Source organism: Streptomyces hilarionis (assembly GCF_024539675.1).
GTDB classification, from domain to species: Bacteria; Actinomycetota; Actinomycetes; order Streptomycetales; family Streptomycetaceae; genus Streptomyces; species Streptomyces hilarionis.
Genome location: NZ_JAHHIT010000125.1, coordinates 1 through 14,335, shown reverse-complemented (window position 1 = coordinate 14,335; position 14,335 = coordinate 1). Strand labels below are relative to the sequence as shown.

At 72.5% G+C, this 14,335-nt stretch carries 9 protein-coding genes; 4 read left to right on the top strand and 5 right to left on the bottom strand.

Annotation, left to right across the window (positions count from 1 at the left end; all coding sequences use genetic code 11):
• Positions 1 to 207 precede the first annotated feature (207 nt).
• Complete coding sequence (locus KMS84_RS27545; protein WP_256919154.1) at positions 208 to 963, bottom strand: GOLPH3/VPS74 family protein; 756 nt, start codon at positions 961 to 963, stop codon at positions 208 to 210.
• Positions 964 to 1,200: 237 nt separating this feature from the next.
• Between KMS84_RS27545 and KMS84_RS27540 the strand changes: the two genes are divergently transcribed.
• On the top strand, positions 1,201 to 3,867 hold the full coding sequence (locus KMS84_RS27540) for a D-alanyl-D-alanine carboxypeptidase (protein ID WP_256919153.1): 2,667 nt from the start codon (positions 1,201 to 1,203) through the stop codon (positions 3,865 to 3,867).
• 170 nt (positions 3,868 to 4,037) lie between these two features.
• A complete protein-coding gene (locus KMS84_RS27535) occupies positions 4,038 to 6,014 on the top strand; it encodes a DUF8823 domain-containing protein (RefSeq protein ID WP_256919152.1) in 1,977 nt (658 codons plus the stop codon).
• A gap of 46 nt (positions 6,015 to 6,060) precedes the next feature.
• Here KMS84_RS27535 and KMS84_RS27530 read toward each other — a convergent pair whose 3' ends face one another.
• Positions 6,061 to 6,900, bottom strand: coding sequence for a hypothetical protein (locus KMS84_RS27530; protein WP_256919151.1), 840 nt, complete (start codon positions 6,898 to 6,900; stop codon positions 6,061 to 6,063).
• Positions 6,901 to 6,977: 77 nt separating this feature from the next.
• Here KMS84_RS27530 and KMS84_RS27525 point away from each other — a divergent pair, with 77 nt between their 5' ends.
• Positions 6,978 to 7,763, top strand: coding sequence for an SDR family oxidoreductase (locus KMS84_RS27525; RefSeq protein WP_256919150.1), 786 nt, complete (start codon positions 6,978 to 6,980; stop codon positions 7,761 to 7,763).
• Positions 7,764 to 7,901: 138 nt separating this feature from the next.
• Positions 7,902 to 9,470, top strand: a complete 1,569-nt coding sequence (locus tag KMS84_RS27520) for a sodium:solute symporter family protein (protein ID WP_256919163.1) — start codon at positions 7,902 to 7,904, stop codon at positions 9,468 to 9,470.
• 39 nt (positions 9,471 to 9,509) lie between these two features.
• Here the strand turns inward: KMS84_RS27520 and KMS84_RS27515 are convergent, their stop codons facing one another.
• From KMS84_RS27515 to KMS84_RS27505, 3 genes are all read right to left on the bottom strand, one after another.
• The gene (locus KMS84_RS27515) at positions 9,510 to 10,628 is read right to left on the bottom strand and encodes an ADP-ribosylglycohydrolase family protein (RefSeq protein ID WP_256919149.1); all 1,119 of its coding nucleotides are present in this window, start codon (positions 10,626 to 10,628) and stop codon (positions 9,510 to 9,512) included.
• Positions 10,629 to 10,850: 222 nt separating this feature from the next.
• Positions 10,851 to 11,438 (bottom strand): hypothetical protein, encoded by a 588-nt coding sequence (locus KMS84_RS27510; protein ID WP_256919148.1) that lies wholly within the window; start codon positions 11,436 to 11,438, stop codon positions 10,851 to 10,853.
• Between the two features lie 77 nt (positions 11,439 to 11,515).
• A complete protein-coding gene (locus tag KMS84_RS27505) occupies positions 11,516 to 14,131 on the bottom strand; it encodes a bifunctional FO biosynthesis protein CofGH (protein ID WP_256919147.1) in 2,616 nt (871 codons plus the stop codon).
• Positions 14,132 to 14,335: the final 204 nt, after the last annotated feature.

Here is a 14,335-nt window from a genome sequence, read left to right as displayed (position 1 = left end):
CCGCCCCGCGCGGGCCGCGGCGGCTCCCGAACGGGTCCTGCGTACTGCGATGGCGAGTTCCGCGCGCGCGGTGTCGTGCGGTCGTGCCCGCGCGGCGTCATGCCGGGTGGTGCGCTGTCGTGCGGGTGGTGCGGGTCGTGCGGGTCGTGCGGGTCGTGCAGGTCGTGCAGGTCGTGCGGTGTTCCGGAGGTGTCGCGGGACTGCGGCTCAGTGGGCCACGACACGCGCCATGGAACCGCGGTGCGGCTGCGCCGGAACGCCACGGGCGGGCTCCGGAGCGGGCCTGGCTCCCGGCCCGGCCTGACGGCCGGCGGGTGGCTGGTTGCGACGCGGCTGTGCCACCGCGCCGTTCTGGACGTCCATCACGGCGTGCGCCACGAGGCCGCCCATCGGGTCGTGCCTGATCAGATCCCGCAGCCGGGAGCGGGACGAACGTCCCTCGTTGCCCGGGTACAGGTGCTTGCCGAGACCGACCGCGTGCGCCAGTGCGGCGAGCGCCGCGGTCCGCGGGTCCGGCGGCACGCCGGTGCGGATCGCGGAGTCCAGCCGGGCCTTGATCTCCCGGCTGATGTCGGTGTCCGTCGCCTGGTAGCGAGTCGTCGGCAGCACTCCGCACATCTGGCCCGCCACGGCATGCACCATGCCGCACCGCTCCAGATGCGAGAGGTAGGTCTGGCGAAGCCCGAGACGCGGCCCGCCGATCCAGTGGACGGCCCGTACGGGAGCGCCACGCCTTCGCAGCAACTCCAACGCGCAGTCCAGTGTCGGATCTCCTGTCGGCCGTGGGGACACCACGGCGATACGATCCCCGTCAGGGGCTATCCGCCCGGCCAGCGCCAGCTCCACTAGCTGCGCTCCGGCCAGACCAAGGTCGAGCGACTGCGGCTGTGCGGTGGTACCCGTGGTCGGGTCCAACGCCAGCAGAAGAAGCTCTTCCGGAATCGTTCTGCGGCTCCTGCCCATCCATGCCTCCCCGCGTGGATGAATGACAGGGTGACCCCTCTCACATTCATCTGTCGAGGGTGCGTGACCTGTTTGTAGTGGAACCAGTAGGTATGTCGTTCTCGTCTACCGCAGGAGCCAAGCCCTCTACACAGGACACTGGTACATGGTTCGGACGGCGCCGCGAGGCGGGTCCCGGGCGGGCGGTTCACGGTTCGGCAGGCGCGCGGACGGCGTGCGGCACAGGAGGAGGCATCGGTGGCGGGCGAGTCCCCCGACAGGTCGAAGCAGCGCGAGTCGTCGGCAGAACCGACGTCGGGGAGCGCGGGCACGGTTCCCGAAGCACGTGAGTCCGGTGACTCCCGCGAGCCCCGCGATCCGCGGGTCGCGGTGGCACGGGACGGCGGTGCGTCGGCGGCGCGCGGTGGCGTCGACACCGCGACCCGGGTCTTCTCGGTGCGGGACCTGAAGACCGACGAGAGCGACGGGACCGCCGAGCGCGGCACGACCGACGAGCCCGACGAGCCCGACGAGGACGCGGCGGCGGACGGGTCCGCCGCGACGGAGTCCGCGGCGAGCCCCTCCGACGAGGACGCGGCGGCGCAGGAGCCGACGTCCGGCGAGGACGCGGCGGCCCCGGAGGACGCCGAGGACGCCTCGGAGGAGCCGCGGGCCCGCGAGACCGCCGGGGACGCCCCCGCCGCGGCCGAGGAGGCCGCGGACGGCGCGGAGGACGAGAGCGCCGGGAAGATCTCCGACGCCGCCCCCGAGGGCGGTGACGAGCGCCTGCGGGCTGCCGTCGCCCAGTGGGTGTCCACGGCGGACGAGAAGCCCGCGGGGAAGGACCCCGCCGACGCCGCCGACACCGGCGATTCCGACGCAGAGGGCTCTGCGGACTCGGACGACTCCGACGACTCCGACGACTCGGAGGGCTCGGAGGGCTCGGAGGGCTCGGAGGAACGTTCCGCGAGCGTCGCCCCCAAGTCCGCGCCGAAGCCCGCACCCAAGTGGGCCACGGACGACAAGGCCGACGAAGCCCGCACCACCGACGAGGCCGACAAGGCCGACAAGGCCGATGACTCGGACGGGTCGAGCCGGTCGGACGAGGCGGGCGGGGCCGCCGCGGCCGCCGACGGCGACCCGGACGGCGAGGCCGACGGCACGGCAGACGGCAGGACGGGCGAGCGGCCCGTCGACCAGCCCACCGCCGTCTTCAAGACCCCCCGGACCAAGCCGGCCGTCGACCAGCCCACCACCATGCTGAAGCTGGGCGGCGCCGCCCGGCCCGCGTCCGGCAAGGACGCCAAGACCGCCGAGGACGCCAAGACCGCCGAGAGCGCCGAGGACGCCAAGGGCGACGAGCCCGCGAAGGGCGGGAAGACAGACAAGGCCGATAAGGCCGACAAGGCCGACACAGCGGAGAAGGCCGAGAAGGCCGGCAGGGCCGACGAGGCGGGCGAGGGCGACGCCGGGTCCACGGACGAGGCTCCCTCCGAGCGCACGAGCACGTTCGTCGCGCTCAAGCCGCTCGACGAGCCGCGTGCGCCGAAGCCCGCGGTCAAACCGTCCGCGCCCCGGCAGGCCGACGTCACCGCGTTCGTGCCGCAGGTCGGGCCCGAGCGGACCACCCAGCAGCCGCTGCCGCCGAAGCCGCCACTGGACCTGCTGGCCGAGCTGACGAACACCCCGCCGCCCCCGCCCACGCCCCTGCGCCAGCTGCGCCGCCGCCTCAAGATCTGGACGCCGCTGGTCCTGCTGCTGATCGTGGTCTTTGCGATCGCGCAGGCCGTGCGCCCCCTGCCGGCGCCCGGGCTCACGCTCACCGCCAAGGACTCCTACACCTTCGAGGGCGGCAAGACCCAGCTCCCCTGGCCGAACGAGGGACAGGGCTGGATGGACGCCGACGGCGTCGGCACGATGGGCAGCTTCGGCAAGCAGAAGCCGGTGGCCATCGGCTCGGTCGCCAAGACCATGACGGCGTACATCATCCAGCGGGACCACCCGATGAAGGCCGGGGAGGAAGGTCCGCAGATCGAGGTGGACGCGACGGCCGAGAAGGAGGGCGGCTACGACGTCACGCTCGACGAGTCGACGCTGAACACCGTCAAGGCCGGCGACAAGCTCACCGAGAAGCAGGCCCTGTCGGCCGTCATCATCCCCTCCGCCAACAACATCGCGCGGCTCCTCGCGCGCTGGGACGCCGGCTCCGAGGCGGCGTTCGTGAAGAAGATGAACGCCACCGCCAAGCAGCTGGGGATGGCGAACACCACGTACACCGACCCCTCGGGCCTGAAGGAGACCACCGTCTCCACGGCCGAGGACCAGGTGAAGCTCGGCCGGGCGTTCGTGAAGATGCCGGCCCTGGTCGCCATCTCCAGCGCGGCCAGCTGGACCGACCCGTCCGGCAAGTACTGGAACAACTACAACGAGCTGCCGCTCAGGATCGGCGCGATCGGCATCAAGACGGGCAGCACGAGCGCGGCCGGCGGCAACCTGCTGTTCGCCTCGCGCAAGAAGGTCGGCGGGAAGTCGGTCACCCTCGTCGGGGCGGTCCTCGGTCAGCACAAGCGCGAGATCCTCAAGACGGCCAACGTGGTCAGCGAGGCGGCGCTGGTCGCCGCCGAGGACGCGCTCACCTCGGCGAAGATCCTGAAGAAGGGCGACGTCGTCGGGTACGTGGACGACAAGCTGGGCGGCCACACGCCCGTCGTCATCACCCAGGACGTCCCGGCGGTCGGCTGGGCGGGCATGACCGTGAAGCTGTCCTTCACCGCCGGCGAGGTCCCGCACACCGCGAAGGCCGGCGCCCAGGTGGGCACGCTCACCGTCGGCGACGGCACCAGCAGCGCCGTGAAGGTGCCGGTCGCGTTGCAGTCCGACCTGAGCGAGCCGGGCTTCTCGGACAAGCTGACACGTCTCGGCTGACGCCCGGGCCGCGTCCGCACCCCTGCGCACCCCGTCGGGCAGCCGCCCGGCGGGGTGCGTGCTAGCGTCGCGAAACGGGACAGGTCGCCGGTCGCAAGGGCGCAGCCGTGAAGCGGACGCGAACGGGACGCGACCGAGAACAGAAGACGGGACACGGGGAGTGCCTTCAGGTGGCCACTGCGGAGCCGACACGCGCCGACGACACAGGTCCGGGACCGGACGTCGGCCCGCGCACGAGGCTGCCCGCACCCCAGTCCGGCGAGCACGACCGTGACCCCGCGGCGGACCTCGTGGTAGACGTCGAGCAGGGGCCCGCCCCCGACCGCGAGGACGACGACCGCGGGAACGGCGGCCGCGGGGCCGCGCGCACGGCCGCCGCCCGGACGGACCCGCCGCGTGCGGCGTCCCGCGCACGATCCGCTCTCGACCGGCTCGGCGTCCGGCTGAACCGTCATCTGGTGCTGTCGATGACCGTGCTGTCCGGCGTCCTGCACCTCGTCTGGTTCTTCACGTTCGCGAACAGTGGCGGCGACCTGGCGGCGCAGGACGCGTGGGCCGAGTTCGTGGGCCGCCATCCCGACTCCGCGTACAACCTCGCCTGGTACGGCGGCATGCACCCGGTGTCGTACAGCATGGTGTCGCCGTATCTGATGTCCGTGCTCGGCGTGCGGACGACGATGATGATCGCCGGAACGCTGTCGGCGGGTCTGCTCACTCTCGTCCTGCTGCGCTGCCGCCCGGTGAAGAACCCCGTGTGGCCGGCGCTCGCCGGCATCTTCGCCCTGTTGTGCAACGCCGCCTCGGGACGGGTGACGTTCGGACTCGGCAACATGTTCGCGCTGGCCGCGGTCGCCGTGGTGTTCTGCTGGCCGCACCGCTGGCGCTACAAACGCTGGGCGAAGGCGCTGTGCGCGGCGCCGCTCGCCGCGCTGGCCACCATGGGCTCGCCGGTGGCCGGGCTCTTCGTGGGCATCGTCGCCGTCGCCATGTTCCTTCAGAAGCGGCGGCCGGGCGCGTGGGCGCTCGGACTCGCGCCCACGGTGGTCGTCGCCCTGTCCGCCTGGCTGTTCCCGTTCTCCGGGACCCAGCCGATGTCCTTCGGCTCGGCCTGTCTGCCGCTGCTGTCCGCGGTGGCGGTCTACGCCCTCGTCCCGCGCGACTGGACGACCGTGCGGATCACGGCGGCGGTGTACGGGCTCGGGGTGCTGCTGGTGTGGCTGATCAGCTCGCAGATCGGGTCCAACATCACCCGGCTCGCGATGATGTTCACCGGCGTGGTGCTGATGGCCGCGCTGCCGTTCGCCGTGCCGCGCAGCCGCAAGTGGTACGTGATCGTCCTGTCGTCGCTGACGTTCGTGGGCTGGATCGGCTTCAAGTCGGTCGACGACGTGGTGCGGACCACGCCCGCAGCCTCCTGGGCGCGCGAGCTGGCCCCGCTCGTCAACGAGCTTCAGGGGGTCGGCGCGGAGAAGGGCCGGGTGGAGGTGGTCCCGGCCCGCTCGCACCGCGAGGCGTCCGCGCTCGCGCCGTACGTCAACCTCGCCCGCGGCTGGAACCGCCAGGCCGACATGGAGCGCAACCCCCTCTTCTACGACGACACGCTCAACTCCGCGAACTACCACGACTGGCTCCAGCGGTGGGCGGTGCACTTCGTCGTCGTCCCCAAGGAGGCGCTGGACGGGGACGGGGGCGAACGGGAGCGGCAGCTCGTGCAGCGGGGGCTGCCCTACCTGGAGCAGATCTGGGGCGACGCCAACTGGCAGCTGTTCCGGGTCGTGGATCCCGCCCCGCTGGCCGAGCCGCACGCGGTCGTGCAGCGCGCCGAGCAGGGCGAGATGACGATCGACGTGAAGAAGGCGGGCCGGATCCTGATCCGGATCCCGTACTCGCCGTGGCTGAGCGTGGTCGACGCGCAGGGCAAGAGCCTGAAGCCGCCGCAGGAGACGCAGGAGTCCAAGGACCGCTCCGACGGGGAGCCGAAGACGTACGAGAACGTCAACGGATGCCTGTTCGAGACGCGGGAGGACACCGAGGGCGACAAGTGGACGGTGCTGCTCGCGCCGAAGGCGGGGATCTACCGGCTGGCGGCCCCCTATCAGCTGCCGCGGGGGACGCCGTGCCCCGACGAGCTGAAGGACCGGCTCTGACCTCCCCTGTCTCCCCCGCCTCCGGGGCCGCCCGGGGCCGCCGTGCTCAGCGGAGCCGGTCCACGTACCGGTCGGTGCCCGGCACCGTCGGGATGAACGGCGCGAGGAGCTCCATCCGCCCGAGGCCCGACTCGGCCACGGCCTCCTCCAGGCCGGCGAAGTGGCGGTCCCAGCACTCCGTGGGGTCCCGCTCCAGGAACCACAGCAGGGTCAGCCGGGTGTCGACGCCCTCCACCTGCCTGACGTAGGTCATGCGGTCGCCGGGCAGGGGGGTGGGGCGGAAGACGGCGACCATGGCCGCCGGGGAGCCGGCCACCCGGCGCGGGAGGTGGCGGGCGCGCAGCCACTCCAGGAGTTCGGCGCGCTGCTCGGCGGAGTCGGCGTCGATCACCTCGAGCACGAGACCGGCGTAGGGGTGGTCGAGGGCGTGGAAGTCGCGCGGGCCCGCCGCGCCGTCGCGGTACACCGTCGTCTCGTGGTCCTGGAACGCCGTGAAGACGTGGGTGCGGTCCTGGTAGACCCGGGCGTCGCGGTTGAGGCGCTTGTTGACGGCGACCGTCCACTTCATGTGGTCGTCGTAGCGGCCGTCGGTGATCCAGTAGGTGGAGAGGTAGCAGCCCGCGGTGACGGGCTGGGCGATCGCCGACTTCTCGGGGCGGCGCAGGAGTTGCAGGTCGCGGGTGGCGACCCAGCGGCGGCCCGCGTACATCCAGGGCATGGCCATCGCGCCGGCGTAGTAGTGGTCGTCCTCGTACCAGCGGTTGTAGGCGTACTCGTGGCCCGGGTGCGGCTCGACCATCGTGATCAGGGCGTGGCCGGGACGGACCCCGTAGGGGCCCACGGAGGCCAGTTCGGCGTACGTGTCGCTGCGGGTCTCCTCGCTCACGCGTCTTCCCCTTCCTCGGCGGCTGGCCCATACTCTGACGCTCCGTCAGACAATGCGCCAGGGTCAGGGAGGTCCCGATGTCACTGCTCCAGGGCAGGACCGTCGTCGTCTCGGGGGTGGGCGCCGGGCTCGGTCACCAGGTCGCCGCCGCCGTCGTGCGCGAGGGCGGGAACGCCGTGCTCGGGGCGCGGACCGAGGCCAATCTCGTGAAGAGCGCGGCCGAGATCGACCCCTCGGGGGCGCGCACGGCCTTCCGGGCCACGGACATCACCGACGAGGCCCGGTGCGAGGCGCTGGCCGGGCTGGCGCGGGAGCGGTTCGGACGGATCGACGCGGTGGTCCACGTGGCGGCCTGGGACTCCTGCTTCGGCGGGATCGAGGACGCCGACTTCGCCACCTGGCAGTCGGTGATCGACGTCAACCTGCTGGGCAGCCTGCGGATGACCCGTGCGTGCCTGCCGGCGCTGAAGACGGGCGGCGGGTCGGTCGTGTTCATCGGGACGCAGTCCGCGGTGGCGGCCCCCTCCCAGGTGCGGCAGGCGGCGTACGCGGCCTCCAAGGGGGCGCTGACGAGCGCCATGTACTCCCTCGCGCGCGAGCTCGGCCCGCACCGGATCCGGGTCAACACCGTGCTGCCGGGGTGGATGTGGGGGCCGCCGGTGCAGGCGTACGTGCAGTTCACCGCGCACACCGAGGGGGTGCCGGAGGAGGAGGTGCTCGGGCGGCTGGCCGAGCGGATGGCGCTGCCGGAGCTGGCCACGGACGGGGACGTGGCCGATGCCGCGGTGTTCCTGGCTTCGGACCGCGCCCGGTCGATCACCGGACAATCGTTGCTGGTCAACGCCGGGGAGCTGATGCGCTGAGTTCACATAGATGAACGCAGGACACCATACCGAATTCTTTTACCTCCCTTTGACCTGACGGTTACTTGTCGTGTTCACGCGGCAGCGCCCACGATGAGCGCCGAGCTGAACGCCGGGCTGAACCACGGGAGGGCGCACATGAACGGTCTCGACTGGGCCGTGCTCATCGGCTATTTCGGCGTGATGGTCGCCATCGGCGTCTGGTCGCACAAGCGCGTCGACGACGTGAGCGACTTCTTCACGGCCGGGGGCAGGATGCCGTGGTGGCTGTCCGGCATCTCGCACCACATGTCGGGCTACAGCGCGGTGATGTTCACCGGGTACGCGGGCATCGCCTACACCTACGGCGTCACCTCGTTCGTGACCTGGTCCTTCCCGATCGCCCTCGGCATCGCGGTCGGCTCGAAGCTGTTCGCGCCGCGCATCAACCGGCTGCGCTCCAGGCTCCGGGTGGCCTCCCCGCTGGAGTACCTGAAGAACCGCTACGACCTCAAGACCCAGCAGGCCCTGGCCTGGTCCGGGATGCTGCTGAAGATCGTCGACGTGGGCGCCAAGTGGGCCGCCATCGCCACCCTGTTGTCCGTGTTCACCGGGCTCTCCCTCAACCAGGGCATCCTCATCACGGGGGCGATCACCGCGGTCTACTGCACGATCGGCGGCCTGTGGGCGGACGCGCTGACCGAACTCGGCCAGTTCGTCATCCAGTTGCTGGCCGGTGTGGCCATGCTGGTCGCCGTCGTGCTGAAACTCGACGACAAGGGCATCGGCGTGACCGAGGCCTGGCACCAGCCCGCGCTCCAGGGCCACGACAAGCCGCTGGTCGCCCAGTACGGCACGGTGTTCCTGCTCGCGTTCCTCTTCATCAAGCTGTTCGAGTACAACGGCGGCATGCTCAACCAGGCCCAGCGGTACATGGCCACGTCCGGTCCCAAGGAGGCCGAGAGGTCGGCGCGGCTGTCGGCGGTGCTGTGGCTGGTCTGGCCGCTGGTGCTGTTCTACCCGATGTGGATGTCACCGCTGCTCGTGACGTCGAACAAGCCCGACGGCTCCGACTCCTACGCCCTGATGACCGAACAGCTCTTGCCGCACGGCCTGTTGGGACTCGTCATCGTCGGGTTCTTCTCCCACACGATGGCCATGTGCTCGTCCGACGCCAACGCCATCGCCGCCGTCTTCACCCGGGACTGCGCCCCGGTCATCTGGGCCAGGGCGCGCGAGTGGAACCAGCGGTCGGGCCTGATCGCGGCGCGCGTGACGACGGTCGTCTTCCTCGGGCTGTCGATGGCGGCGGCCACCCAGGTCAACTCCCCCGCCTTCAAGGACATCATCACCGTCGTCATCAAGTGGGTGGCCGGCCTGATGGGCCCGATGGCGATCCCGATGATGCTCGGCCTGCTGCGCCCGTTCCGCCGCTCCGGCCCGACGGCGGCGCTGACCAGCTGGTCGATGGGCCTGCTGGCCTTCTGGCTGGTCAACTACCCGATCAACTGGAACGTCGACGGCGGGGTGCCGCTTCAGTACCAGGTGTCGATCCCGCTCGCCGTGTCCCTCGTCCTCTACATCCTCGTCGGCTTCCTGAAGCCCGAGGACACCCCGGAGCGGCTCGCGATCATCGAGACCGTCAACACGGACGGGGACGGAAGCGCTTCGGCCGCCGCGCCCCTGCCCGGCCCCCGGGACGAGGTCTCCACGGCGGCGAAGGACTGACGCCCCCTCAAGGGTCCCCGCCCGCCGGGTCCGGGACCGTCACAGTTCGCGCGGGTACCGGGTCAGCCAGCCCGGTGACGCGCCGGCGGGGTTGTGGAGCGCCGGTCCCTGGGTCATCTCCATGGCGAAGTCGTCGGCCAGCTCCAGCATCGTGGGACGGCCCTCCAGCTCGGCCAGCCAGGCCGGCGGGAGGGCCGTCTCGCCGTGCAGGGCGCCCAGCAGTCCGCCGGCCACGGCCGCGGTCGGCGCGGAGGGCGCGCCGTGGTTCACCGCCAGCCGCAGACCGTGCCGGACGTCCTGCGCGACGAGCGCGCAGTACACGGCGCCGGACAGCACCGCCTCCGCGGTCCCCGGCGCCGCCAGTTCCTCCACCCGCGCCGGGCCGGGCAGCCCCTGTCGCACCGCCCCCAGCGCGCGCTGGAGCGCCTCCGACACCGGCTCGTGTCCCGGTCGCGGGGACAGCAGGGCCAGCGCCCGCTGCACGGCGCCGTCCAGGCTCTCGCCGCGGGCCAGGGCGTGCACCGTGACCGCGTACGCGCCCGCCGACAGACACGCCGTGGGGTGACCGTGGGTCTGTGCCGCGCACTCGACCGCCAGTTGCGCGACGAGCTGCGGCTCCCAGCCGACGAGCAGCCCGAACGACACCGACCGCGGCACCACCTCCGGACCGGCCGCGTCGGGGCTCTTGGGCGACTCGAGCGTGCCCATCTCCTCGTCGCCCAGCCCCAGCAGCAGCGTGCGGGTCGGATCGCGGCGGGCGTAGAGCCACTCCTCCCGCGCCAGCCAGCCGTTGTCCTTGCGCCGCAGGTCGGGGCCCCAGTCGCGCTGGGTGGCGGCCCAGCGCAGATACGCGCGGTGCAGATCGGTCGGCGGGTGCCAGGCGCCGGTGTCCCTGCGGACCTGGGCGCGGATGAGGCCGTCCATCGTGAAGAGGGTCAGCTGGGTGAGGTGGCTGACCGCGCCGCGCCGGCCGTGGGCGGGGACCAGGTCCACGACGCCCTCGGGGCCGTGTGCGCGCCGGATCTCCTCGACGTCCAGCCCGTCGACGGGGACGCCGAGCGCGTCGCCGACGGCCGCGCCGAGCAGCGTGCCGCGCACCCGGCTGCGGAAGTCCTGCTGTTCGGAGCGGCCCCAGACGGGCCCGGCAGTCGCACCCACCAAGTCCTCCCGGGCACCGTCCGTACGTACGACGTCCGTCACTGTAATCGAACGCCCCCGGATTGCCGTCCTGAGCGGGGAGCGCCGGGTGGAGGGGTCGTGGAGAGCGGGCGGGACGTGCGCAGGTCGTGGATGCCCGGCGGCCGGACGGTCCCGGGACCTGGAGGTCCGGCGGCGCGGCGGCGCGAGGGTCCGCAGGCCCCGGCGGTCAGCAGGCCCTGGTCAGTCGACGACCCTGACCTTCGTCCCCGTCTCGCCGAACGCCCACAGCGCGGTGCCGTCGGCCTTGGGCATCCGGATGCCGCCGGTCTGCGCGCCCGCGGCGGCCGGGGGCGGGGAGGAGCCGTCGACGGCGTTGGAGAAGGCGATGTTCACGCCCGAGGCGGCCGAGAAGTAGACGACGTGCTCGATCGCCACGCCGTCGGAGCCGGTGACGGCGTCCTTGCGCACGGACACCGTGTAGCTGCCGACGGCCGGGTTCACCGTGCCGGGCCAGACCGTGAAGGTGCGGCGCGCGGTGTCGTCCGCGTCGACGAGCCAGACGCGGTGCTGGCCCAGCGAGTAGACGACGCGGCGGCCGGCGCCCGACTTGTCGGGGACCCGGGCGGCCTGGGCCGGAGCCGACGGCCTCGGCGCGGCCGACGGCTTCGCGCCCGCGGACGCCGAGGCCTTCGGGCTCTTCACCGCCGACGCCGTCGGGTGCGGGCCGTTCTCGGCCTGCGCGGTCAGCACGACGACGCCGGCGATCGCACCGGCGGTCAGGCCGGTGACCCAGGCCCAGGAGGGAAGCCGTCGGGCAGGCACGGGCACGCATCTCCTCAGCTACGGGACCCCACGACCACGAGGGGTCCGATCATCGTACTGTGGGGATCTCGCAGGGCTGTCCCTCAGTCCAGCACCGGCAGCAGTTCGGGCAGGTGTCCGTCCGACGCCGACGCGGCCCGCTGCCGCTCCTGCGGCACCTCGCCGTACAGCGTCGTGCGCGGCCTCGCCGGGCGGCCCGCCGCGTCCGCGACCGCGACCAGGTCCTTGACCGACTTGTAGGAGCCGTACGACGAGCCCGCCATCCGCGAGATCGTCTCCTCCATGAGCGTGCCGCCCAGGTCGTTGGCCCCCGAGCGGAGCATCTCCGCGGCGCCCTCCGTGCCCAGCTTGACCCAGCTGGTCTGGATGTTGGGGATGTGCGGGTGCAGCAGGAGGCGGGCCATCGCCGTCACCGCCCGGTTGTCCCGCATGGTCGGGCCGGGACGGGAGATGCCCGCCAGGTAGACCGGCGCGTTGGTGTGGATGAAGGGCAGGGTGACGAATTCGGTGAAGCCGCCGGTGCGTTGCTGGATGCCGGCGAGGGTCCGCAGATGGCCGAGCCAGTGGCGGGGCTGGTCGACGTGGCCGTACATCATCGTCGAGGACGACCGGATCCCGACCTCGTGCGCCGTCGTGACGACCTCGATCCAGGTCGCCGTCGGCAGCTTGCCCTTGGTGAGCACCCAGCGGACCTCGTCGTCCAGGATCTCCGCCGCCGTGCCGGGGATGGAGTCGAGTCCCGCCTCCTTCGCCGCGATGAGCCACTCGCGGATCGACAGACCGGTGCGGGTCGCGCCGTTGACCACCTCCATCGGCGAGAAGGCGTGCACGTGCATGCCGGGCACGCGTTCCTTCACCGCCTTCGCGATGTCGAAGTAGGCCGTGCCGGGCAGGTCCGGGTGGATGCCACCCTGCATGCAGACCTCCACCGCGCCGAGCTCCCACGCCTGCTGGGCGCGGTCGGCGACCTGGTCGAGGGAGAGGGTGTAGGCGTCGGCGTCGGTGCGGCGCTGCGCGAAGGCGCAGAAACGGCAGCCGGTGTAGCAGACGTTGGTGAAGTTGATGTTCCTGGTGACGATGTACGTGACGTCGTCGCCGACGGCCGAGCGGCGGACGTCGTCGGCGATGCCGGTGAGGACGTCCAGGGCGGGGCCGTCCGCGTGGAGCAGGGCGAGGGCCTCGTCGTCGGTGAGCCTGGTCGGGTCGTCGGCGGCGGTCGCGAGGGCCTGGCGCACGTCGGTGTCGATGCGCTCGGGCGCCATGCCGGGCGCGGCGGCCTCGCGCAGGGCGGCCCAGTCGCCGTACACCTCGTCGAAGTCGTCGCGCCGGTCGGAGGTCCGCCCCTCGGTGTCGATGGTGCGGTGCAGGTCGGTGCGGCCCGACGGCACGAACACCTCCTCCGGCTCCTGCCAGGGGCGGCCCTCGACGACGGCGTCCGGCAGGGCGAGTCCCGTCTGCGGGTCGGCCAGCGCGCGCACGTGCGGCAGCAGCCGCGGGTCCAGCCAGGGCTCGCCGCGCCCCACGAACTCGGGGTACACGCAGAGCCGTTCGCGCAGCGTGAAGCCGGCCGCGGCGGACCTCTCGGCGAGCTCCTCGATCTGCGGCCAGGGCCGCTCGGGGTTGACGTGGTCGATGGTGAGCGGGGAGACGCCGCCCCAGTCGTCGACGCCCGCGCCGATCAGCCGCTCGTACTCGCTGTCCACGAGGTTGGGCGGGGCCTGGAGGCAGGCGGAGGGCCCCATGATGTGCCGGGCGACGGCGACCGTGGCGACCAGCTCGTCGAGTTCCGCGTCCGGCATCCCGCGCATCGCGGTGTCCGGCTTGGCGCGGAAGTTCTGGATGATCAGCTCCTGGATCCCGTGGTAGGCGCGGGAGACCTTGCGCAGCGCGAACAGCGACTCGGCCCGCTCCTCGTAGGTCTCGCCGATGCCGATCAGGAGCCCGGAGGTGAAGGGGACGGAGGAGCGGCCGGCGTCCTCCAGGACGCGCAGCCGCACGGCGGGTTCCTTGTCCGGCGAGCCGTGGTGCGGGCCGCCCGGCTCGGACCACAGCCGGGTCGCGGTCGTCTCCAGCATCATGCCCATGGAGGGCGCGACGGGCTTGAGGCGCTGGAAGTCGGTCCAGGACAGCACGCCCGGGTTGAGGTGCGGGAGCAGTCCCGTCTCCTCCAGGATGCGGATGGAGACGGCGCGGACGTAGGCGATGGTGTCGTCGTAGCCGTGCGCGTCGAGCCATTCGCGGGCCTCGGGCCACCGGTCCTCCGGCTTGTCGCCGAGGGTGATGAGCGCTTCCTTGCAGCCGAGGGCCGCTCCCTTGCGGGCGATGTCCAGCACCTCGTCGGGCGACATGAACATCCCGTGCCCGGCGCGGCGGAGCTTGCCGGGCACGGTCACGAAGGTGCAGTAGTGGCACTTGTCCCGGCACAGCCGGGTGAGCGGGATGAAGACGCTCTTCGAGTAGGTGATGACGCCGGGCCGGCCGGCCGCCTCCAGGCCGGCGTCGCGCACCCGGGCGGCGGAGGCGGCGAGGTCCCGCAGCGCCTCGCCGCGCGCCTGGAGCAGCACGGCCGCCTCGCCGACGTCGAGGGCGACGCCGTCCCGGGCCCGTTTGAGAGCGCGCCGCATGGAGTTCTCGGTGGGGCCGCCGGACGGGCCGGGGGTCGGGCCGGGGCCGGTACCGGAGCTCGCGGGAGTCGTCATCCTTCGAGCATACGATCACCTTTTCGCGGCGAGGGGTGCGCCCGCCGACGCGACCGCCCTCCCCCGCCGCCGGTCCGTCCCCGCCTCCCGCGCCGGCAGGTGAGTACCCGTACCCAGGCCGGGTGCGCGGCCGTACCGATGCCCCGGGGGCCGCGCCCCGCCTACGGTCCCGACATGCCCGAGGAGAACACCCCCGCCACCGCC